Genomic DNA, 21,455 nt, shown 5'->3' with positions numbered 1-21,455 from the left:
CCGCTCGCTGATTCCAGCTCAACAGTCTCGAAGAAAATCATCAAGGAATTCGCATGAAGATCGCAGTCTTGCCGGGCGACGGCATCGGTCCCGAAATCGTCAAGGAGGCCGTCAAGGTCCTGAACGTGCTCGGCGAAAAGTTCGAACTCGAAGAAGCGCCGGTTGGCGGCGCGGGCTACGAAGCGAAGGGCCATCCGCTGCCCGATTCGACGCTGGCGCTGGCGAAAGAAGCCGATGCGATCCTGTTCGGCGCCGTCGGCGACTGGAAGTACGACTCGCTCGAACGCGCGCTGCGCCCGGAACAGGCCATTCTCGGCCTGCGCAAGCACCTGCAACTGTTCGCGAATTTCCGTCCGGCGATCTGCTATCCGCAACTCACGGGCGCTTCGTCGTTGAAGGAAGAGATCGTTTCAGGTCTCGACATCCTGATCGTGCGCGAACTGAACGGCGACATCTACTTCGGCGCGCCGCGCGGTGTGCGTTCGTCGCCGGATGGGCTGTTCGAAGGTGCGAAGGAAGGCTTCGACACGATGCGTTATTCGGAACCCGAAGTGCGCCGCATTGCGCACGTCGCGTTTCAGGCGGCGCAAAAACGCCAGAAGAAGCTGACGAGCGTGGACAAGGCCAATGTGCTCGAAACCTCGCAGTTCTGGCGCGACGTGATGATCGACGTGTCGAAGGAATACGCGGACGTCGAGTTGTCGCATATGTACGTGGACAACGCGGCGATGCAGTTGGTGAAGGCGCCTAAGGCGTTCGACGTGGTTGTGACCGGCAACATGTTCGGCGACATTCTGTCGGATGAAGCCGCGATGCTGACGGGCTCGATCGGCATGCTGCCGTCGGCCTCGCTCGACAAGAACAACAAGGGCTTGTACGAGCCGTCGCACGGTTCCGCGCCGGATATCGCCGGTAAGGGCGTGGCGAATCCGCTGGCCACGATTCTGTCTGCCGCAATGATGCTGCGTTATTCGCTCAACAAGGCGGAGCAGGCGGATCGTATCGAAAGCGCGGTGAAGAAGGTGCTGGAACAGGGCTTCCGCACGGGCGACATTCTGACGCCGGGTTGCAAGCAGGTCGGCACCGTGGCGATGGGCGACGCAGTGGTTGCCGCGCTGTAACGGCCTTTGGAGCAGTGGGTAGTCAGGTCGCTAAACAGTCTCAAAGCGGCCTTTAAAACGCGAATTGGCCTCGAAACAGGCCGATTCGCGCGTAATACGGACGATAGCGGCGTTGGATGACGTCGCCAGATTCCGGTTTTCGTGTATATTGTAGCGATGGCGCAGATCTCCCAAATCTCCTCGGTTTCCAAATTGCACGGCAAAACAGCCCGTGTGGTTGAGTTCGCCATTACCACCATCAAAACGATTACCCCGAAAACGATCACGAAACGCTGATCGTCCGTCGTGCCCGCTCATCTTCCCCGCGCGGTCACTGCGGGCAAAGATGCGGGGAAGTTTCCATTCGAAGGGTATGAAGTCATGAACGTAGGTCTCGTAGGTTGGCGCGGTATGGTCGGCAGCGTCCTGATGCAACGTATGCAGCAGGAAGGCGATTTCGACTTGATCGAACCGGTGTTTTTCAGCACCAGCAACACGGGCGGCAACGCGCCGTCGTTCGCCAAAAACGAGACCAAGCTCAAAGACGCGACAAGCATCGACGACCTGAAGAAGTGCGACGCGATCATCTCCTGCCAGGGCGGCGATTACACGAATGAAGTGTTCCCGAAGCTGCGCGCAGCGGGCTGGAACGGCTACTGGATCGACGCGGCTTCGTCGCTGCGCATGAAAGATGACGCGGTCATCATTCTCGATCCGGTCAACCTCGACGTGATCAAGAACGCGCTGGTCAAGGGCCAGAAGAATTTCATCGGCGGGAACTGCACGGTCAGCCTGATGCTGATGGCGCTGGGCGGCCTGTTCCGCGAAAACCTCGTCGACTGGATGACGGCCATGACGTATCAGGCCGCTTCGGGCGCGGGCGCGCAAAACATGCGCGAACTGCTGTCGCAAATGGGCACGTTGCACGGCGCAGTGAAGGACGAACTCGCCAATCCGGCTTCGGCGATTCTCGACATCGACCGCCGCGTGCTGAGCGCCATGAACAGTGACAGCATGCCGACCGACAACTTCGGCGTGCCGCTCGCCGGCTCGCTGATTCCGTGGATCGACAAGGATCTCGGCAACGGCATGTCGAAGGAAGAGTGGAAGGGCGGCGCGGAAACCAACAAGATCCTCGGCAAGCCGGCCATGGGCACGCCGGGTTCGATCCCGGTAGATGGTCTGTGCGTGCGGATCGGCGCAATGCGCTGCCACTCGCAGGCGCTGACCATCAAGCTGAACAAGGACGTGCCGCTGGACGAAGTGAACAGCATCCTCGCGTCGGCCAACGACTGGGTCAAGGTTGTGCCGAACGAACGCGAAGCTTCGATGCGCGATCTGTCCCCGGCCGTGGTGACGGGCACGCTGACCGTGCCGGTCGGCCGTGTGCGCAAACTGGCGATGGGCGGCGAATATCTGTCGGCCTTCACGGTCGGCGATCAGTTGCTGTGGGGCGCGGCAGAACCGCTGCGTCGCATGCTTCGCATTGTGCTCGACAAGTAAAGTAAACTACGCGCTTACGACGCGTAGAAAACTCAAAAAGCGTCGCGCTTGCGCGGCGCTTTTTTCATTGTGTGCTCCGATTATCTTGTCTCTTTCCAACCGCAAAAAAGGGCTGCGTGCTGATGCGCCAGGAGTCCCGATGAACCTTCGATTCACTTCCCTTCGGGCTATGTTTATACATCAAGGTTTGGGCCGGTTGACGGCCGCAGCGGCTTTGGCGTTCGCGCTGGCGGGCGCCGGTGTGGGTAGCGCAGTGGCGGCGCCGGGCGATGCCGCGAGCGCGCCGGAGGGCGCCTCCGTTTCTTACGCCGCCGGGAGTCAATATACGGTGCGGCCCGGGCAGTCGTTGAACGACGTGGCGATTGCCGTCACGCAATCGCACGACCGGGGAACGCTCGCACGTGCTTCGCGCGCACTGTTCGATGCGAATCCGAATGCCTTCATGAGTCATGATCCGAGCCGGATGCGCATAGGCGCGCTGTTGACGATCCCGGCGCTGGATGCGTCCGGTGCGCTGGCGGCGTCTGCACCGGTTGCGGGGTCTGCATCTGCCGCATCGTCGGGCGCTACGGCTGCGGCTGCTTCGGCGCCGAATGCGACGGCGGCCGGGGCTGCGGTCGGTGCCGCGAGCGGCGTGGCGCAGGTCAATGCCGCTGCGGCGAGCGTGGCAAGCGCAGCGGCTCGCGCTGTCGCGCCGGCTACGCCTGCGGTGTCAGGGACGGCCAGTTCGCCGGCTGAGGCAAGCCCGGCAACGCCGGGTAGCACAACGGCGGCCGGCGCGGTCCCGGCGGCGCCCGTAGCGGGCTCACAGGCGGCGGGCGCGCTGCCAGCCAGCGGTACACATGTCTGGTCGGGTGCGATCCAGCCCTCGGCCAGCGAACCTGCGGAAGGCGCGTCGGCGTCTGTTACGGCAAGCGCTTCAGTGGCGGCCGCTGCACAGTCGGCATCGCAGCCGCGTGCGCAGGTGTCCAGCTTGCAGCAATTGCTTGCGCTGAAAAACCGCGTGCTGATGGAGTTGCAGAAACATGGTATCGGCGGTGCGCCGGCCGCGACGGTCACGCCTTCGACGCGCGGTGCGCAGCCGGCTGCCGGCGTTTCGTCTGCGGCGGCCGTTTCCGGTCATGGCGGCGCGGCGATTTCCACATCGAACGATGCTGGCATCTCACAGACGAATTTGAACGTGGCGGCGGCGATCGGTGCGGCATTGGTCGTGCTGCTGGCGGCTTTGCGTCTGCGTCGGCGTAAGCGCGTCGGGGTTGCGGCGACTGGAGGCTCGCTGGCAGCGGACGCAGCGGCGGCTTCCGCGCGAGCCGCTGGGACGCCACCGGATGCCGTATCGACGTCCGAACAGATTCCGGCGGGCGAAGCATCGGATGCTAGCGAGGACGCGGCAGTAGCGCTGGCGGCGGCTGAACGCGAGACTGAGGAGCGAGAAGCGGCAGCTCGGGAAACGGTAGCTCGGGAAGCCGCAGCGCGAGAAGTGGCGGAACGCGTGGCAGCAGAGCGCGAAGCGGAAATTCGCGCGGCGGCCGCGCGGGAAACGGCGGCGCGTGAGGCAGCAGAACGAGAAAATGCAGAGCGCGCGGCGACCGAACGTCTGGCGGCGGAACGTGCAGAAGCGGAGCGCGTTGCGGTAGAAAACGCAGAAGCCGAACGCGCAGCTGCGCTGCATGCCGCTGCGGAGCGCGCAGCAGCCGAAAGCGCGAAGGCGGACCAAGCCGCGGCTGAGCGCGCCGCAGAAGAACACGCAGCAGCACAACGCGCTGCAGCAGAACACGAAGCCGCCGCTCACCAACCGCACGCAGGCTTGCCCACACAAGACCACGATGCGTTCCAACACGCATCGCAGGAAATCCACCCGACGCCCGCGCCGCTCGAAGCAGCGCAACCGAGCCCGGACACCGAATCGATCGGCCAAAGCGTTCCCACGTCCGAACCGCTTCCCACAGCCCATCACGAAAATCTCGACGAAGCGACCACGGCCGCGAGCCTTGCCGCCGCCGCGGAACTCGGTGCTGAAGCTTTGCCGCTGACGCCGCTTGAACCGGTCAGCGAAACTTTCCAGCAAGAGGTGCCGCCGCACCGTCTGCAATGGGAGGACGAACCGGCATCGAGCGCGCCGGCCGTGCCGTTGGCAGAGTCGACGAATGAGCCTGCTGCCGAGCCGCAGCATCATCTCGACACCCCGCCACCAGTCATCGATTTCGCGCAACAGCAGGTCGAGCCGTCTCCGACTTCGCCGTTCGGGCAAGCGCACGCCGACACGCCGGCGCATCCGGTGCCCGAGACACCCGCGCCGTTCATCCCGACCGGGTTTCCGCGCGACGCAGTCGATGCATTCAGTAGTCTCGACATGTCATTGCCGCCGCGCGTCGAATCGACCGACGCAGCGGTGAGCACGCCCGCGCCGCAGGCAGCACAGCCGGTTGCGTCCCCGGAAACCACGGCGCAGCAAGCCGTGACGCCGCACGATCCGGACGACGCCCCGCACATCGCCGATGAAATTGCTGCCGGCACCGCGGGCCATGCAGCCGTTGCCGGCCTGGGCGCCGCGGGCTTCGGCGCGCTGAAGCTGGATTTCGACCTCGAGTTGCCGCCGAGCCCGGCTCAGCCGTTGCCGGCCTTCACGCAGGCCGATCTCGTTCGCATCGCCCGCAACAAACTCGATCTGGCCGCCGAATATATCGACCTCGGCGATCTGTCGGGCGCGCGCACGCTCATTAACGAAGTGATCGAAGCGAACGATCCGGGCACGCGCGCCGATGCCCGCGCGCTGCTCTCGACGCTCGCGCCGTTGTCGTGAAGCGTATTGCACTAGGCGTTCAGTACGACGGCTCGGCATTCTGCGGCTGGCAGTCGCAGCCGCATGGCAAGACCGTGCAGGACGAGCTCGAACGGGCGTTGCGCGAGTTCGCGCAAACGCCCGTGCAAACTGTTGTGGCGGGCCGCACGGACACGGGCGTACACGGCCTCGGCCAGGTCGTGCATTTCGACACTGAACTCGACCGCACGGACTTTTCATGGATCCGCGGCACTAACGCCTTTCTGCCGAAGACGATCGCCGTGCAGTGGGCCAAGCCGATGCCCGACGAATTCCACGCGCGGTTTTCTGCGTTCGAGCGGACCTACTACTACGTCCTGTACGTCCATCCGTTCCGTTCGCCGATGCAGGATACGCGGGCCGGCTGGGTTCATACGCCGCTCGACGTCGATGCTATGCGGACGGCAACGGCCCACCTGATCGGCGAACACGATTTTTCGGCGTTCCGTTCGTCGCAATGCCAGGCGAAAACGCCGGTCAAACATCTGTATCAGATCGACATTCGGCAACAGGGCAACTTCGTTCATTTCCGTTTTCGGGCGAACGCGTTCCTGCACCATATGGTGCGCAACCTGATGGGCTGTCTCGTCGATATCGGCCGGGGACGCCATCCGGCCGAATGGATGGCTGAGGTGCTCGCCAGCCGCGATCGCGACTGTGCCGCGCCGACTTTCATGCCTGACGGCCTGTATCTGGCGCAGGTGGGCTATCCTGAGCAATTCGCCGTGCCCGCGCCGCAGATTGGCAGCGTGCCGTGGAGCACCGTATGGACCGAGCAAGCGCAAACATGAAATCAACCGAAAATCTGGCCGCCGAAGCTAACGCCGGCGCACAACAGCAAGCCGCACCGCATCGCACGCGCATCAAGTTGTGCGGACTGTCGAAACCGGAAGACGTGTCGCTGGCGATCGACCTCGGCGCCGATGCGATCGGCCTCGTGTTCTATCCGCCGAGCCCGCGTTCGGTGAGCGTCGCGCAGGCGGTCGAGCTGGTGCATGATGTGCCGCCGTTCGTGTCGGTAGTCGGCTTGTTCGTGAACGCAACGCCGGACTGGATTCGCGAAGTCGCCAGCAATGTCGGACTTACGCTGCTGCAGTTCCACGGCGACGAGACCGCGGAGCAGTGCGAATCCCTCGCCAGCTTTGCGGGTTTGCCTTGGTTGCGCGCCTTGCGAGTCGGAGCGGATACTCAACCGGCAGATTTGGTAAAATCAGCGCTTAACTATTCAGCAGCCAGCGGCCTTCTGTTCGACACCCATGTCGAAGGCTATGGCGGCGGCGGGAAGGTTTTCGATTGGTCACTTATTCCAGCAGAGCTCGCGCGTCGGGCCGTTTTGAGTGGTGGGTTGAACGCGCAAAACGTCAGTGATGCGATCCATCGCGTGCGCCCGTACGCGGTCGATGTCTCGAGCGGCATCGAAGTGCCGGGCGCCAGGGGCGTGAAAGATCACGCCCGGATGGCGGCGTTCGTACGCGCAGTGCGCGCGGCAGACGCCGAATGATTCAGGCGGCGGGGTTTCATCTTATGAAAACCGTGCGCCACACTGAGAAGAGTGATCACCATGTATAACTTGCCTGACGAAAGAGGCCATTTCGGCCAGTATGGCGGCGTGTTCGTCGCCGAAACGCTGGTTCACGCACTCAACGAGCTGCGTGCCGCGTACGAGAAATATCAGAAAGACCCCGAATTCGTCGCCGAATATGAGCGCGAATTGAAGTACTTTGTGGGTCGTCCGTCCCCGATTTATCACGCACAGCGCTGGAGCGAAATGCTCGGCGGCGCGCAGGTCTTCCTCAAGCGTGAAGACCTGAATCACACTGGCGCGCACAAGATCAATAACGTGATCGGCCAGGCGCTGCTCGCGAAACGCATGGGTAAGCCGCGCGTGATCGCGGAAACCGGCGCGGGCCAGCACGGCGTGGCGACCGCGACCATCGCGGCGCGCTTCGGCATGGAATGCGTGGTCTACATGGGCGAGGAAGACGTGCGCCGCCAGGCTGCCAACGTCTACCGGATGAAGCTGCTCGGTGCGACCGTCGTGCCCGTGTCGTCCGGCTCGCGCACGCTGAAGGACGCGCTCAATGAAGCGATGCGCGACTGGGTCACCAACGTTGAAAACACGTTCTACATCATCGGCACGGTGGCGGGACCGCATCCGTATCCGATGATGGTGCGCGATTTCCAGCGCGTGATCGGCGACGAGTGCAAGGTGCAGATGCCCGAACTGGTGGGGCGCCAGCCGGATGCCGTGATTGCGTGCGTTGGCGGCGGTTCGAATGCGATGGGCATCTTTTACCCGTACATTGACGACACTTCGGTGCAACTGATCGGCGTGGAACCGGCGGGCGACGGGATCGAAACCGGCCGGCATGCGGCCTCGCTGCTCGGCGGCACGCCGGGCGTGCTGCACGGCAATCGCACGTATCTTCTGCAAGACGAAAACGGTCAGATCCTGGAAACCCATTCGATCTCGGCCGGTCTGGACTACCCGGGCGTGGGTCCTGAGCATGCGTGGCTAAAAGACAGCAAGCGCGCGCAATATGTCAGCATCACCGACGAAGAAGCGCTCAAAGCATTCCACGATTGCTGTCGCATCGAAGGCATTATTCCGGCACTGGAATCCAGCCATGCGCTGGCCTATGCCGCGAAACTCGCGCCGACGTTGCCGAAGGACAAGGTCCTTCTGGTCAATCTGTCGGGTCGCGGCGACAAGGACATGCATACGGTCGCTGAGCGATCGGGCATTCAGTTCTGAGCGCCGCGACGATGCGCGACGAGTTCGACGAGCCGCAACCGGCGCTTGAAACCACCCCGGCCGCCGAAGTCGTGGCGGTCGAGGCACCCGCACTGCTTTTGCCGCAGGTGCCCGCCGGTATCTGGCTGTTGAACCGTGATTTTCTGACCGATGTGGCGAACATTCCCGACGGGTCGATCGACCTGATCCTGTGCGATCCGCCTTATGGGCTCGGCAAGGATTATGGCAACGACTCCGACATGCGTTCCGGCGAGGATTTCCTTACCTGGACGCGTGGCTGGCTTGAGCTGGCTATTCCGAAACTCAAGCCGTCGGGTTCGCTGTATATCTTCTGCACGTGGCAGTACGCACCGGAAATCTTCAGTTTCCTGAAGACAAAACTCACGATGATCAATGAAATCATCTGGGACCGGCGCGTGCCGAGCATGGGCGGAACCGTGCGCCGTTTCACCTCGGTGCATGACAACATCGGCTTTTTCGCGGTGTCGAAAGATTATTTTTTCGATCTCGATCCCGTCCGCATCCCGTACGATGCCGTCACGAAGAAGGCGCGTTCGCGTAAATTGTTCGAAGGCAGCAAGTGGCTGGAGCTTGGCTATAATCCGAAGGATGTCTGGTCGGTATCGCGGCTGCATCGGCAACACGCCGAACGCGTCGATCATCCGACCCAGAAGCCCCTGGAAATTGTCGAGCGGATGGTGCTGGCAAGTTGTCCGAAGGGCGGGCGCGTGCTCGACCCGTTCATGGGCAGCGGCACCACCGCAGTCGCTTGCGCCCGGCAGCAGCGCGAATTCGTCGGCTATGAGATCAATGAAAGTTACTGCGCGATAGCGCGCGAACGCGTTAGCGCGGCCGCGTCGGCGCCCACTGCTGCTCGCAAAACCCGCAAGAATGCGGCCAAACCCGAGCAGCAAACCGAGGCGCAATAAGCGCGCAGTAGCTTAAAAATCCGAGAATATTCCATGTCCCGTATCAAGAACACGTTTGCTGCGTTGTCCGCCCAGGGTAAGAAAGGCCTGATTCCGTTCATGACGGCCGGCGACCCGGATCCGGCGCGCACGGTCGAATTCATGCACGCGCTCGCCGCCGGCGGCGCCGATGTGATCGAACTCGGCGTACCGTTTTCCGACCCGATGGCCGACGGCCCGGTGATCCAGCAATCGTCCGAACGCGCGTTGGCGCATGGCGTGTCGTTGCGCCACGTGCTGGCCGATGTGAAGCGCTTCCGCGAAACCGACGACAAGACGCCGGTGGTGCTGATGGGCTACGCCAATCCGATCGAGCGCATGGGCACCGAAGCGTTTGCCAAGGCGGCGAAAGAAGCCGGTGTGGACGGTGTACTGGTTGTCGACTATCCGCCCGAAGAATGCGCTAACTTCGCTGAACAGATGCGATCTTCTGGCATCGATCCGATTTTTTTGCTCGCGCCCACTTCCACGGATGAGCGCATCGCAGAAGTCGGCAAGATCGCCAGCGGCTACGTCTATTATGTGTCGTTGAAAGGTGTGACCGGCGCAGCAAATCTGGACGTTTCCAGCATCGCGAGTAAAATCCCGGCCATCAAGTCGCGCGTACCCCTGCCGGTGGGCGTCGGTTTCGGCATCCGTGACGCGCAAACGGCGCGTTCGGTGGCGGAAGTTTCCGATGCCGTCGTGATCGGCAGCCGTATCGTGCAATTGCTCGAACAAGCGGCCCCCGAAGCCGCCGCTGAGACGCTCACGCGTTTTATCGCCGAAGTGCGCGAGGCGATCGATAGCGTCGCGACTGCCCGATAACAGTTATTTTTTGTCTCCTGTAGTGTGAGCGGCGGGTTCGTCCCGCCGTTTGCGCAACCGGTTGACCCAGAAGGATTCAATATGAGCTGGCTCGATAAGCTGCTGCCGCCGAAAATCAAACAAACCGACCCGAAGAACCGTAAAGGGATTCCGGAAGGCCTGTGGATCAAGTGCCCGTCTTGCGAAGCCGTGCTGTATCGCAATGACGTCGAGGCCAATCTGCATGTTTGCCCGAAGTGCGACCATCACATGCGCATCGGCGCGCGTGAGCGGCTCGACGGCCTGCTCGACCCGGAAGGCCGCTACGAAATCGGCCAGGAAATCGTTCCGGTCGACGCGCTCAAGTTCAAGGACAGCCGCAAGTACCCGGACCGTCTGAAAGAGGCGATGGACGACACCGACGAAACTGACGCGATGGTCGTGATGGGCGGCGCCATCCACACGCTGCCGGTGGTGGTTGCGTGCTTCGAGTTCTCGTTCATGGGCGGCTCGATGGGTTCGGTAGTCGGCGAACGTTTCGTGCGCGGCGCGCAGAACGCGCTCGAACAGAAAGTGCCGTTTATCTGCTTCACCGCTTCGGGCGGCGCACGGATGCAGGAAAGCCTGCTTTCGCTGATGCAAATGGCGAAAACCACCGCCATGCTGACCCGGCTCGCCGAAGCCAAGCTGCCGTTCATTTCCGTGCTGACCGATCCGACCATGGGTGGCGTGTCGGCGAGCTTCGCGTTCCTGGGCGACGTGGTGATCGCCGAACCGAAGGCGCTGATCGGTTTTGCCGGCCCGCGCGTGATCGAACAAACCGTGCGCGAAAAGCTGCCGGAAGGTTTCCAGCGCGCCGAATTCCTGCTGACCAAGGGCGCGGTCGACATGATCGTCGACCGTCGCAAGCTGCGTGAAGAGATCGCGCAATTGATGGCGCTCCTGAGCCATCAGCCGGCAGACGCAGTCGCGTAAGCCGCAACGCGGTCCGATTCAGCGCCGTGCCTGTTCAGGCATGGCCGCCGTCAAGAAAAAAGCAGTAAAAAACCAGCGCGCCGCGAGAGTCATCAAGCGGCGCGCTGTCATTTCCGGGATAATCACGATCTCGCAACGCAGCACAGATTCACTCGATGACCACATTCCCCACCCTCGACGCGTGGCTCACGCACCTTGAATCCGCGCATCCGGTCGGCATCGACATGGGATTGGGGCGCATCACGCAGGTACGTGACGCGATGCAGTTGTCGTTCGCGTGCCCGATCATCACGGTCGGCGGCACCAACGGCAAGGGTTCGACCTGCGCGATCCTCGAATCGATTTTGCTGCGCGCGGGCTTTACGGTTGGCTGCCATACGTCGCCGCATCTGCTGTCGTTCAACGAGCGGGCGCGCGTGAACGGCGAAATGGCGAGCGACGCGGACCTGCTGCCGCATTTCGAAGCCGTCGAAGCCGCGCGCCTGAGCCTTGCCGAACCGGTTACGCTGACCTATTTCGAATTCACGACGCTGGCGATCATGAGCCTGTTCGCCTCGCGAGGACTGGACGCTGTGATCTTCGAGGTCGGCCTGGGCGGCCGCCTCGACGCCGTCAATGTTCTCGACACGGACTGCGCGATCATCACCAGCATCGATATCGATCACACCGATTATCTCGGCGATACGCGCGAGAAAATTGCCTTCGAAAAAGCCGGCATTTTCCGTCCGGGTAAGCCGGCGATCTGCGCCGATCCGGTGCCGCCGCAAACATTGATCGATCATGCCGAAAAGATCGGCGCCGAACTGTGGCTGTTCGGCCGCGATTTCCGTTACGAAGGGCAGGCAGGCAGCGAGCGCCAGCAATGGAGCTACGTGGGTCCAACAATGCGCCGTTCTTCGCTCGCTTATCCGGCATTGCGCGGCGCGAATCAGTTGATCAACACGTCGGCGGCACTGGCCGGTCTTGAAGCGCTGCGCGACCGGTTGCCGGTCTCGGCGCAAGACATCCGGCTCGGCCTCGCTAACGTCGAACTGCCCGGGCGCTTTCAGGTGCTGCCCGGCAAGCCAGCCATTGTGCTCGACGTCGGTCACAATCCGCATGCCGCGGCGGTGTTGACGCAAAACCTTGGCAATATGGGCTTTTTCCCGTACACCTACGCCGTGTTCGGTGCGATGCGCGACAAGGATATTGCCGGCGTTTTGTCCCACCTGAAGGGTGAAATCGACCACTGGTGCGTGACCGGTCTGCCGACCCCGCGTGCGGCTTCGGCGGAGGAACTCGAAGCGGCCTTGCGCGAGCAGGGCGTGAGTGATGACAACGACAGCAGCGTGACGCGCTACGCAACACCGGCAGAGGCTTTCCAAGACGCGCTAAAACGAGCGTCAGAGAATGATAGAATCGTGGTTTTCGGCAGTTTCTATACGGTAGCAGGCGTAATGGCCTATCGTAAATCGCAGCAACACTGAACGGGCGACAGGCTCGAACCAAGCGATTCATGGGAATTTTCTCGTTCGGCAAGAAAGACGACGCGCCCACCCGGCGCGGCGCAAACACCAGTTCCACCCGGGCCGCCCGTGGCGAACGCGTGGAGCGGCGAACCCGCCGCACGGAGCGCACCGTGGATGCCGATGCGATGCTGCTCGACCCTACGCTGCCTGAAAAGCAGCGTGCGCGGCGCAGACTCGTCGGCGCGGTCGCGCTGGTCGTCGCGGCGGTGGTGATCCTGCCCATGGTGCTGGATTCGCATCCAAAGCCGGTCACGGACGACATCTCCATCGACATTCCAAGCCGCCCCGCGCCGAAGGTCGCCAAGACCGACGAAGACACGCAGGCCGGTGTGGCACCGGATAATCCAGCGCCTGACACGGCAGCCGCGTCCAGCCTGGCGCCGACAACGGCCGCCACGCAAGGCCAGTCCGGCGCCGCCAAACAGCAGAGCGCGGCTACGACGAGCGCGGCGCCCGCAGCCAGGCCGGCAGTGAAGCCGCAAGCGCCCGCCGCCGTTGCCGCCAATACGGCGCCTGCAGCGCAAACGCCAGCTAAACCAGCCAAACCGACCGCCACGCAAAGCACGGCGAACACGCCGGCCCCGAGCGAAGACAGCGCGAACACCGCAGCAGCGGGCGCGGACGCCAATTCCGGCACGCCGGCATCGCCGCCGGGCAGCCGTTTTGCCGTCCAGCTCGGCGCATTTGCGAACGATGCCAACGCGCGTAATTGGGCAACCAAGTTGAAAGCGGCCGGCGTGCCCGCATATACCGAACACCGGAAGCAGGCTGACGGCTCGACGCTCACGCTATTGCGCGCCGGCCCGTTCGCCGACCGTGCAGCGGCTAGCGCCGCGATTGCGAAGGTTCGTGAGACCGGCTTGACGTCGGGCGCGAACAGCGGCGCTGCACAGTAAGCGAGCGATGTTCACTGCCTTCGACTACGCTGTAATGGCGGTGATCGGTTTGTCGGCCTTGCGCGGCACATGGCGCGGGTTTTTGTCCGAGGTGTTCGGGCTGATCGGCTGGATCGCGGCGTTTTTCATTGCGTGCCGCTTTGTCGGGTATGTCGTGCCGTTTATCCCTGCCACGTGGCCGGGGGGCGCGCTGACCCAGTGGCTTCTGGCGTTCGCGCTGGTGGTGATCGGCGTGGTGCTGGTGGCGAGCGTACTGAACGCGTTGCTGAGCCGCATTGTGCAGGCAACCGGCTTGAGCGGCGTGGACCGCTCGCTCGGTTTGATGTTCGGCCTCGTGCGCGGGGTCATTCTGGTGCTGATTCTGGTCGCCCTTGCTGGCTTGACCGAACTGCCCCAACAGGAATTCTGGCGCAACGCCTTGCTTCGGCCCTATGCGGTCGAGGGCGTGCACGTAATGAAACCGCTGCTTCCCGAGACGCTCGCCGCCTACGTCCGCGTGTGACGATCAGGTGAACGGTTAGAGAAGCGCAGCAGGACTCCGGCGCAATCCGGTGCCTCTACGTAGTCGCGTACCCTCGCGCAGCATCGCAGGCACCGGCCGCCGTTACGAATTTCGTACCTTTGAAGGACATGCCATGTGCGGCATCGTAGGCGTAGTTTCCCATTCTCCGGTCAATCAGCTGATCTATGACAGCCTGCTGCTTCTGCAGCACCGCGGTCAGGACGCCGCCGGCATCGCGACAGCGAACGGCAGCAACTTCCACATGCACAAGGCCAACGGCATGGTGCGCGACGTGTTCCGCACGCGCAACATGCGTAGCCTGCCAGGCACCACCGGTATCGGCCAGGTCCGTTACCCGACGGCCGGGTCTGCATCGAGCGAAGAAGAAGCCCAGCCGTTCTACGTGAACGCGCCGTTCGGCATTATCCTCGCGCACAACGGCAATCTGACCAATTGGCAGCAATTGAAAGATGAGATGTTCCGCATCGATCGCCGCCACATCAATACCAACTCCGACACCGAAGTGATGCTCAACGTGCTCGCGCACGAATTGCAGCTGTCCAGTTCGAGCCTGCAACTCGATCCGGCGGCGCTGTTCAAGGCGGTCTCGGGCGTGCATCGCCGGGTGCGGGGTTCGTACGCGATCGTGTCGCTGATTGCCGGCTACGGCTTGCTCGGCTTCCGTGACCCGTTCGGCATTCGCCCGCTGTGCCTCGGCAAGCAGGAAACGCCGGAAGGCGTCGAGTGGATCCTGGCGTCGGAATCGGTTGCGATCGAAGGTATCGGTTTCGAATTTGTGCGTGACATCGCGCCGGGCGAAGCGATTTTCATCGACCTCGAGGGCAATTTGCACTCGCAGCAATGCGCGACGAATCCGAGCCTGAACCCGTGCATTTTCGAACTCGTGTACCTCGCGCGTCCGGACTCGGTGCTCGACGGCGTGCCGGTCTACAACGTGCGTCTGCGCATGGGCGATTACCTTGCCGAGAAGATCAAGCGCGAATTGCCCGACGTTCCAATCGACGTCGTGATGCCGATTCCCGATTCGTCCCGCCCGGCCGCGATGCAGGTCGCGAAGAAACTGGGTGTGGAGTATCGCGAGGGCTTCTTCAAGAACCGTTACGTGGGCCGCACCTTTATCATGCCGGGCCAGGCGATGCGCAAGAAGTCCGTGCGCCAGAAGCTGAACGCCATGGGCATCGAGTTCAAGGGCAAGAACGTGCTGATCGTCGACGATTCGATCGTGCGCGGCACCACTTCGCACGAAATCGTGCAGATGGCACGCGATGCGGGCGCGAACAAGGTGATCTTCGCGTCGGCGGCGCCGCCGGTGAAGTACCCGAACGTCTACGGTATCGACATGCCTACGCGCGGTGAACTGGTCGCACATGGCCGCACGGACGATGAAGTCGCGCGCATGATCGGCGCGGACTATCTCGTTTATCAGGACGTTGACGCCCTGAAGCAGGCCGTGCGCGATATCAACCCGGCGCTGAAGGAATTCGAAGCCTCGTGCTTCGACGGCAACTACGTCACCGGCGATGTCACCACGGAATACCTCGACCGCATCGAAACCGCGCGTCTCGCACCGTCCTCGCAATCGGACCGCGACGCCGCGAGCGAAGCGGCCGAGGGCGGCCCGTCGCGTTCGCAACTGCATCTGCAATTGTCGGTGGGTTGAGCAAGGCCCGCGTGCGGTGGGCCATGTCAGTGGCCCGCTGCACGCTACGCCGCGAGCGTGTTAGCATGATGGCTTGCGTCGATTTGATCTCAGCTTGCGGACGCGGGGCAACCCAAAACAGCTAAAGCGAATGGTGGAAAAGCCGCAGTCATCCGCCTCCGCTCCAGCTTTCCCCGCACATGAAGCCCGCTTATGCCGACGCAAAAGCGGGCTTTTTTGTTGCTGCCGTTTGACGTTGTCGGGCTCGTTTAACGTGAGCCGCAAACGCCGAACCCAGTCATGGAACATTGGAAACCAGAACCAACATGGACGACTCCCTGAACTTCGATACGCTGGCAATCCGCTCGGGCACAGCGCGCAGCGACTTCAACGAACATTCGGAAGCGATTTTCCTGACCTCGAGCTTCGTCTTCGCGAGTGCCGCGGACGCCGCCGAAAAATTCAAGAATTCCGAAGACAACTACACCTACTCGCGCTTCACGAACCCGACCGTCTCGATGTTCCAGGACCGTCTGGCCGCGCTCGAAGGCGGTGAAGCGTGCATGGCCACGGCTTCGGGAATGGCCGCGATCATGTCGGTGGTGATGTCGACATTGCAGGCCGGCGACCATCTGGTTAGCTCGCAGGCGCTGTTCGGCTCGACGCTCGGCATGTTCTCGCAGATCTTCAGCAAGTTCGGCATCACGACCACGTTTGTCGATCCGACCGATCTGGACGCGTGGAAAAACGCCGTGCGTCCGGAGACGAAGATGTTCTTCCTCGAAACGCCCTCGAATCCGCTGACTGAAGTCGCCGATATCGAAGCGATCAGCAAGATCGCGAAGGCGGCCAATGCGATCTTCGTGGTCGACAACTGTTTCTGCAGCCCGGCGTTGCAGCAACCGTTGAAGCTCGGCGCGGACGTGGTGATGCATTCGGCCACCAAGTTCCTCGATGGCCAGGGGCGCGTGCTCGGCGGCGCGCTGGTCGGCTCGAAGCAGTTCATCATGGAAAAGGTGTTCCCGTTCGTGCGTAGCGCCGGGCCGACCTTGTCCGCGTTCAACGCGTGGGTGCTGTTGAAGGGCATGGAAACGCTGTCGCTGCGCGTCGAAAAGCAGTCGGAGAATGCGCTCGAAATCGCGCGCTGGCTGGAAACGCATCCGGCCGTGAACCGCGTGTTCTACCCAGGCCTCGAATCGCATCCGCAGCACGCGCTGGCGATGCGTCAGCAGAAGGCGGGCGGCGCGATCCTGTCGTTCGAATTGAAGGGCGATACGCCTGAGCAGATGCGCGCGAATGCCTGGCGCGTGATCGATAGCACGAAGATCTGCTCGATCACCGGCAACCTCGGCGATACGCGCACGACCATCACGCATCCGGCCACGACCACGCACGGTCGCGTGACGCCTGAGGCGCGTGCAGCGGCAGGTATCAGCGAAGGCTTGATCCGGCTTGCAGTGGGTCTGGAAAACGCCGGCGATATCCGCGGCGATCTGGAGCGCGGGTTGGCGGGTTAATTACGCCTGGCAGGTGCCGCAGGAAGCAGGAAACGCGGGCTGCCTCTTCAGGCGGCTCGCGGATTGCACAAACTCAATGGCGCAACGCGCGCCATTGCCCGGGCGCCAGCCCGAAGCGCCGCGTGAATGCGTGCGTGTAGGCGCTTTGATCGCCGAAGCCGATTTCCAGTGCGATATCGCTGAGCGAAAGGCGTGGATCGGATAGCAGGCCAAGAGACGTATCGAGCCGCAGACGCTGTAAGTAGCGATGCGGCGTTTCGCCGAAGGCGTCGATAAAAAGCTGATGAAAGCGCCGCATGCCGAAGCCGCAGTGCACGGCAAGGTCGGCGATACGCAGCGGCTCCGACAGGTGCGCGCGCAGCCAGCGGTCGATGCGCGCGAAGTCGAGGCCGGCGCCAGACGCCTGCGCGTCGGCCATGGTGCCGGTATCGGCCACTAACGCAGCGCCTAATCGTGCGGCTGCATCCCATTGAAAACGCCGTGTGTCCAGATCGTCGCCTTGCGCGCCGCCGGTGGCGTGCGCCGCAATCCGATGCACGAGTTGTGTGAGCGAGGCATCCACAGTCACGGCCCGCGCGCGGTCGAACAGGCGTTCCGGCACGGCCAGCGAGGCGGCCGGCAGATCCAGCACCAATTGCCGGTTTTCGCCGATGCCCGCGTAATCGTGCCGCGCCCCGGCCGGGATGAGCCAGGCGGAGCCGGCGTCGATCTGATGCGCGACGCCGTCTACCGCCATCACCATCGCGCCGTCGAGTCCGAGCACGACCTGATGAAAGTCGTGAACGTCCGACGCTTCGATCGCGCCATAACGGCGCAACGAAACGCCAGGAGCGGTAACGGCAGCGTGACTCATCGGCAATGCGCCTGATTACAAAACAGTGAGAACTTAGACGTCGAGCAGTTCGACTTCGAATACGAGCGTCGCATTCGGCGGAATCACGCCGCCTGCGCCACGCACGCCGTAGCCGAGTTGCGGCGGAATCGTCAGCTTGCGCGTGCCGCCGACCTTCATGCCTTGCACACCTTCGTCCCAACCCTTGATGACCATGCCGCCGCCCAGCACGAACGCGAACGGGTCGTTGCGGTCCTTGCTCGAGTCGAACTTCTGGCCGTCGGTCAGCCAACCGGTGTAGTGCACGCTGACGGTCTTGCCGGCAACCGCTTCGGCGCCGCTGCCTTCAACGATGTCTTCGTATTTCAGGCCGGATTCGGTAGTAACTGTCGACATGTGTCGCTCCTCAGGTCAAAAACGTAAAAACCGACATTGTAGGCGTGTTGGCGCCGCATCGCCCAGGATTGCCGCGTGGCATGCGGTTTGCGCCCACGTTAGCCGACCGGCCAGGCTGATTGCGCTGGGCGGCTTGCCTATAATGGGACTTCTTTTAACATTTCATGCACCGCCTGAGAGGGTTCGATCGTGACAACGTCATCCACCGGGGCCGCCGGCGCAAGGCCGGCTCTTTCCGGCATCGCCGTATCCGAACGCACCGCACACCTGCGCGCGGAGACCGCGCTGTTCATGCGGGACCACGCGCTGTCGCTGGTGTCGCACGACCTGCGTGGTCCGTTGAACGCCATCCATAGCTGGGCGTATGTGCTCGAGCGCAAGCTCGATGCGAACGATCCCAATTCGCAGCGGGCCGTCACGGGGATTCGCAACGGCGTAGACCAGCAGGTGAAGTTGCTGGAAACGATCGTCGACGCCGTGCGTGCAGAAACCAAATCGCTGGCGCTCGCCTGCGCGCCGTTTCCGCTGCATCCGCTACTCGATGAAACCGTCGAAGAAGTCCGCTCCGGACTGGCTCGCGCGCGTGGCGTCGAGGTCACGCTCGAGTCGCAACTCGCTACCGGGCAGCTCAACGGCGACCGTGAGCGTCTGGCCGCCGCGCTGTGGGTGATGCTCACGTTTGCGGTCGAAGCGAGCACGGAGGGCGCCGCAGTCACGCTGGCAGCACGCGCGGACGCCACCCGGTGGTACGCCACCGTCACCTTCAGGCAGAGCGCCGCTGCACTCGACGACCCTTCGGTGCCTCACTTGCTCGAAGCCTTTGCCCGCAAACAGGCGCTCGAACCGCGCGAAGCCAAGCGGATTGCGTGGGTGTTCGCGCTGTGCAAGCGCGTTGCCGAAGCGCACGGCGGCAGTTTCGAGCAAAGCGACGCGGCTGACAGCGAAACGGCTACGCTCGCGTTGCACGTGCCGCTGAGCGCTACGGCAGCAACGTGAGCGCCGGTTGTCGCGCGTTCCTATGCGCGATTAACTTTCGTCAAGCTTTCACCCTCTATACTGACAACTTTTGTTGCCGGAGCCCTTCGCTTTGATCCAGGTTGTCGCCCTCATTGGTGCGTTGTTTCTCGTTGCCCTCAACGGTTTTTTTGTCGCCGCCGAATTCGGTCTGGTGAAGCTGCGGCAGACCCGCGTGCAGAGCCTTGCCGCCAAACACGGCATGCGCGGGCGTTTGCTCGCGAAGGTGCACGGGCGGCTCGACGCCTATCTGTCCGCCTGTCAGCTTGGCATTACGCTGGCGTCGCTCGGGCTTGGCTGGATCGGTGAGCCGGCGTTCGCGGAACTGCTCACGCCGGTCTTCAGCCTGCTTGGCGTGGAATCGGAGAAGCTGATTCACGGCATCTCGCTGTTCTTCGCGTTCTCGTGCATTTCGTTCCTGCACATCGTGGTGGGTGAGCTGGCGCCGAAATCGCTGGCGATTCGTGAGTCGGAGAAGGTTTCGCTGTGGGCCGCCACGCCGCTGTACGGCTTCTACTGGGCGATGTATCCGGCAATCTGGGTGCTCAACACGAGCGCCAACGCGGTGTTGAAGCTCGCGGGCCTCAACGGGGACCACGGCCACGATTCGCATTACTCGACCGACGAACTCAAGTTGATTCTGCGTGGCCGCCGCGCCAACGTCGCGACTGAGCTCGGTTCGGCGGACGGCGCATACAGCCAGGACGAATGGAACACGATTGCGCACTCGCTGGATTTTTCGCGCATGACCGTGTCGGATCTGATGCGGCCGTCTTATGAAATGGTCGGTATGCGGCGCGATTTGCCGTTGCGCGAAAACATGCAGGTCGTGGCGCAGCACCGCTTCAGCCGCTATCCGTTGTTCGAAGACGGGTCCGGCGAGCGCGTGGCCGGCATGATCCATTTGAAGGATCTGCTGCTGGCGCGGCACGCGGGCAGTACGCTCGACGACCTCTCCAAATATGCGCGGCCCGTGCAATATGTGAAGCCGGACATGCCGGCACTCGAACTGTTTCGCCGCTTCCGCAAGGGCGCGCCGCACTTCGCGCTGGTTGGTCACAAGAACGCGAAGCCGATCGGCTTTCTGACGCTGGACAATCTGCTCGGCGCGCTGGTTGGGCAGATTCACGACGAATTCCGCCAGGGCGACGCCGACTGGACGCGTATGGACGACGGCACGCTGATGGGCAAGGGCAGTTTGCCGGTGGTGTCGCTGGAACGCGCGTTGGGAATCGACATCGACGAGGGCAAGGCCGAGTCGGTCGGCGGTCTCGTGATCCAGGCGCTCAACGATCTGCCTGCCGAAGGGCAGCGCGTTGAATTTGATCGCTTCGACGTGGTGGTCAAGAAGATGAAGGGGCCGCGGATCGTGCTCGTGCGCGTGTATCCGAAGCTCTTCGACGATGAAGGCGGTTGAACGGCTTCTGTGCTGAGTCCGTCGCAAGTCCACTGAAACATGGCTCGCGTAAAATCGTCGCCCATACCACTGGGGGCGAGATGGGATATTTGCTGGTGCTGTGCGTCGGTTTGCTGGCCGGCACGTTGAGCGGCGTAATCGGCACGGGTTCGTCGATGATGCTGATGCCCGTTCTCGTGATGCTGTTCGGTCCGCAGCAGGCGGTGCCGATCATGGCGATCGCCGCGATCATGGGCAACTTCGGCAAGATCATTGCGTGGTGGCGCGAGATCGACTGGCGGGCTTGCGGCGCTTATTGTGTGACCGCCGTTCCGGGCGCCGCGCTGGGCGTGCGGACGCTTCTTGCGTTGCCGCCCCATGCGGTCGAACTTGCGTTGGGGCTGTTTTTTGTCGCGATGGTGCCCACGCGGCGCTGGCTGGCGCGGCGGGCGATCAAATTTTCCCTTTGGCAGCTTTCGCTGATCGGCGGCGTGGTGGGTTTTCTCACCGGCATCGTCGTCTCTACCGGGCCGATTACGGTCCCCGTGTTTATGTCGTATGGCCTCGTTAAAGGCGCGTTTCTCGCGACCGAAGCCGCTGGTTCACTGGCTGTCTACGGCACCAAAGTCGCGGTTTTCAATCATTTCGGCGCATTGCCATTGCATGTGGTGATCGACGGCTTGATCACCGGCTCGGCACTCATGATCGGGTCGTTTTCCGCGCGGCTGATTGTGGTCCGGATGAGCCCTGCGGCTTTCAAACTTGTCGTCGACGGGTTGATGTTGTCTTCAGGCGTTTCGTTGCTGTGGGCGGCAGGGCGATAGGC

General features: G+C 62.8%; 19 protein-coding genes. 17 read left to right on the top strand and 2 right to left on the bottom strand.

All coding sequences use genetic code 11. The features are described 5' to 3' along the window. Positions 1-53: 53 nt before the first annotated feature. The 14 genes from leuB (at position 54) to ACOSV0_RS36100 (ending at position 16,991) form a co-directional block, all read left to right on the top strand. On the top strand, positions 54-1,121 hold the full coding sequence (gene leuB / locus ACOSV0_RS36165) for a 3-isopropylmalate dehydrogenase (RefSeq protein WP_097394841.1): 1,068 nt from the start codon (positions 54-56) through the stop codon (positions 1,119-1,121). A gap of 360 nt (positions 1,122-1,481) precedes the next feature. Then, positions 1,482-2,603, top strand: coding sequence for an aspartate-semialdehyde dehydrogenase (gene asd, locus ACOSV0_RS36160; RefSeq protein WP_434112790.1), 1,122 nt, complete (start codon positions 1,482-1,484; stop codon positions 2,601-2,603). A 139-nt stretch (positions 2,604-2,742) separates the two neighbouring features. Beyond that, positions 2,743-5,406, top strand: coding sequence for a FimV/HubP family polar landmark protein (locus ACOSV0_RS36155; RefSeq protein ID WP_434112788.1), 2,664 nt, complete (start codon positions 2,743-2,745; stop codon positions 5,404-5,406). Then, positions 5,403-6,215, top strand: a complete 813-nt coding sequence (truA, locus tag ACOSV0_RS36150) for a tRNA pseudouridine(38-40) synthase TruA (protein WP_434112786.1) — start codon at positions 5,403-5,405, stop codon at positions 6,213-6,215. Before ACOSV0_RS36155 ends, truA begins: the two co-directional genes overlap by 4 nt. Then, complete coding sequence (locus ACOSV0_RS36145; protein ID WP_434112784.1) at positions 6,212-6,925, top strand: phosphoribosylanthranilate isomerase; 714 nt, start codon at positions 6,212-6,214, stop codon at positions 6,923-6,925. The genes truA and ACOSV0_RS36145 overlap by 4 nt, the downstream gene beginning before the upstream one ends. Before the next feature lie 60 nt (positions 6,926-6,985). Beyond that, the gene (gene trpB / locus ACOSV0_RS36140; protein ID WP_434112782.1) at positions 6,986-8,179 is read left to right on the top strand and encodes a tryptophan synthase subunit beta; all 1,194 of its coding nucleotides are present in this window, start codon (positions 6,986-6,988) and stop codon (positions 8,177-8,179) included. An 11-nt stretch (positions 8,180-8,190) separates the two neighbouring features. Then, positions 8,191-9,108 carry a DNA-methyltransferase gene (locus ACOSV0_RS36135; protein ID WP_434112781.1) on the top strand — a complete coding sequence of 306 codons (918 nt, stop codon included), beginning with the start codon at positions 8,191-8,193 and terminating at the stop codon, positions 9,106-9,108. Positions 9,109-9,141: 33 nt separating this feature from the next. Next, a complete protein-coding gene (gene trpA / locus ACOSV0_RS36130) occupies positions 9,142-9,954 on the top strand; it encodes a tryptophan synthase subunit alpha (protein ID WP_434112778.1) in 813 nt (270 codons plus the stop codon). Positions 9,955-10,035: 81 nt separating this feature from the next. Further along, on the top strand, positions 10,036-10,908 hold the full coding sequence (gene accD / locus ACOSV0_RS36125; protein ID WP_063498420.1) for an acetyl-CoA carboxylase, carboxyltransferase subunit beta: 873 nt from the start codon (positions 10,036-10,038) through the stop codon (positions 10,906-10,908). A 155-nt stretch (positions 10,909-11,063) separates the two neighbouring features. Further along, a complete protein-coding gene (gene folC, locus ACOSV0_RS36120) occupies positions 11,064-12,374 on the top strand; it encodes a bifunctional tetrahydrofolate synthase/dihydrofolate synthase (RefSeq protein ID WP_434112776.1) in 1,311 nt (436 codons plus the stop codon). Between the two features lie 29 nt (positions 12,375-12,403). Beyond that, positions 12,404-13,312 (top strand): SPOR domain-containing protein, encoded by a 909-nt coding sequence (locus ACOSV0_RS36115; RefSeq protein WP_434112774.1) that lies wholly within the window; start codon positions 12,404-12,406, stop codon positions 13,310-13,312. A 7-nt stretch (positions 13,313-13,319) separates the two neighbouring features. After that, entirely contained in the window at positions 13,320-13,814 is a 495-nt protein-coding gene (locus ACOSV0_RS36110; RefSeq protein ID WP_434112772.1) for a CvpA family protein, read from the top strand. 133 nt (positions 13,815-13,947) lie between these two features. Further along, positions 13,948-15,495, top strand: coding sequence for an amidophosphoribosyltransferase (gene purF / locus ACOSV0_RS36105; protein WP_175049736.1), 1,548 nt, complete (start codon positions 13,948-13,950; stop codon positions 15,493-15,495). A 305-nt stretch (positions 15,496-15,800) separates the two neighbouring features. Further along, the gene (locus ACOSV0_RS36100; protein WP_434112770.1) at positions 15,801-16,991 is read left to right on the top strand and encodes an O-succinylhomoserine sulfhydrylase; all 1,191 of its coding nucleotides are present in this window, start codon (positions 15,801-15,803) and stop codon (positions 16,989-16,991) included. 73 nt (positions 16,992-17,064) lie between these two features. Here ACOSV0_RS36100 and ACOSV0_RS36095 read toward each other — a convergent pair whose 3' ends face one another. Beyond that, a complete protein-coding gene (locus tag ACOSV0_RS36095; RefSeq protein ID WP_434112768.1) occupies positions 17,065-17,844 on the bottom strand; it encodes a helix-turn-helix domain-containing protein in 780 nt (259 codons plus the stop codon). Positions 17,845-17,877: 33 nt separating this feature from the next. Further along, positions 17,878-18,219, bottom strand: a complete 342-nt coding sequence (locus tag ACOSV0_RS36090) for an FKBP-type peptidyl-prolyl cis-trans isomerase (protein WP_074770998.1) — start codon at positions 18,217-18,219, stop codon at positions 17,878-17,880. Between the two features lie 189 nt (positions 18,220-18,408). Here ACOSV0_RS36090 and ACOSV0_RS36085 point away from each other — a divergent pair, with 189 nt between their 5' ends. The 3 genes from ACOSV0_RS36085 (at position 18,409) to ACOSV0_RS36075 (ending at position 21,453) form a co-directional block, all read left to right on the top strand. Then, positions 18,409-19,215: a sensor histidine kinase gene (locus ACOSV0_RS36085; protein ID WP_434112766.1), complete on the top strand. Its 807-nt coding sequence runs from the start codon at positions 18,409-18,411 to the stop codon at positions 19,213-19,215. Between the two features lie 91 nt (positions 19,216-19,306). Further along, complete coding sequence (locus ACOSV0_RS36080; protein ID WP_434112765.1) at positions 19,307-20,650, top strand: hemolysin family protein; 1,344 nt, start codon at positions 19,307-19,309, stop codon at positions 20,648-20,650. An 80-nt stretch (positions 20,651-20,730) separates the two neighbouring features. Further along, a complete protein-coding gene (locus ACOSV0_RS36075) occupies positions 20,731-21,453 on the top strand; it encodes a sulfite exporter TauE/SafE family protein (protein WP_434112763.1) in 723 nt (240 codons plus the stop codon). Positions 21,454-21,455: the final 2 nt, after the last annotated feature.

Origin of the sequence: Paraburkholderia caffeinilytica (assembly GCF_051027425.1) — a bacterium.
GTDB classification, from domain to species: domain Bacteria; phylum Pseudomonadota; class Gammaproteobacteria; order Burkholderiales; family Burkholderiaceae; genus Paraburkholderia; species Paraburkholderia caffeinilytica_A.
This window is presented reverse-complemented; position numbering and strand designations above follow the sequence as displayed.

Coding starts and splice junctions, on each gene's coding strand:
- leuB (WP_097394841.1), top strand. CDS start 54: ATGAAGATCGCAGTCTTGCCGGGCGACGGCATCGGTCCCGAAATCGTC.
- asd (WP_434112790.1), top strand. CDS start 1,482: ATGAACGTAGGTCTCGTAGGTTGGCGCGGTATGGTCGGCAGCGTCCTG.
- ACOSV0_RS36155 (WP_434112788.1), top strand. CDS start 2,743: ATGAACCTTCGATTCACTTCCCTTCGGGCTATGTTTATACATCAAGGT.
- ACOSV0_RS36145 (WP_434112784.1), top strand. CDS start 6,212: ATGAAATCAACCGAAAATCTGGCCGCCGAAGCTAACGCCGGCGCACAA.
- trpB (WP_434112782.1), top strand. CDS start 6,986: ATGTATAACTTGCCTGACGAAAGAGGCCATTTCGGCCAGTATGGCGGC.
- ACOSV0_RS36135 (WP_434112781.1), top strand. CDS start 8,191: ATGCGCGACGAGTTCGACGAGCCGCAACCGGCGCTTGAAACCACCCCG.
- trpA (WP_434112778.1), top strand. CDS start 9,142: ATGTCCCGTATCAAGAACACGTTTGCTGCGTTGTCCGCCCAGGGTAAG.
- accD (WP_063498420.1), top strand. CDS start 10,036: ATGAGCTGGCTCGATAAGCTGCTGCCGCCGAAAATCAAACAAACCGAC.
- folC (WP_434112776.1), top strand. CDS start 11,064: ATGACCACATTCCCCACCCTCGACGCGTGGCTCACGCACCTTGAATCC.
- ACOSV0_RS36115 (WP_434112774.1), top strand. CDS start 12,404: ATGGGAATTTTCTCGTTCGGCAAGAAAGACGACGCGCCCACCCGGCGC.
- ACOSV0_RS36110 (WP_434112772.1), top strand. CDS start 13,320: ATGTTCACTGCCTTCGACTACGCTGTAATGGCGGTGATCGGTTTGTCG.
- purF (WP_175049736.1), top strand. CDS start 13,948: ATGTGCGGCATCGTAGGCGTAGTTTCCCATTCTCCGGTCAATCAGCTG.
- ACOSV0_RS36100 (WP_434112770.1), top strand. CDS start 15,801: ATGGACGACTCCCTGAACTTCGATACGCTGGCAATCCGCTCGGGCACA.
- ACOSV0_RS36095 (WP_434112768.1), bottom strand. CDS start 17,844: ATGAGTCACGCTGCCGTTACCGCTCCTGGCGTTTCGTTGCGCCGTTAT.
- ACOSV0_RS36090 (WP_074770998.1), bottom strand. CDS start 18,219: ATGTCGACAGTTACTACCGAATCCGGCCTGAAATACGAAGACATCGTT.
- ACOSV0_RS36075 (WP_434112763.1), top strand. CDS start 20,731: ATGGGATATTTGCTGGTGCTGTGCGTCGGTTTGCTGGCCGGCACGTTG.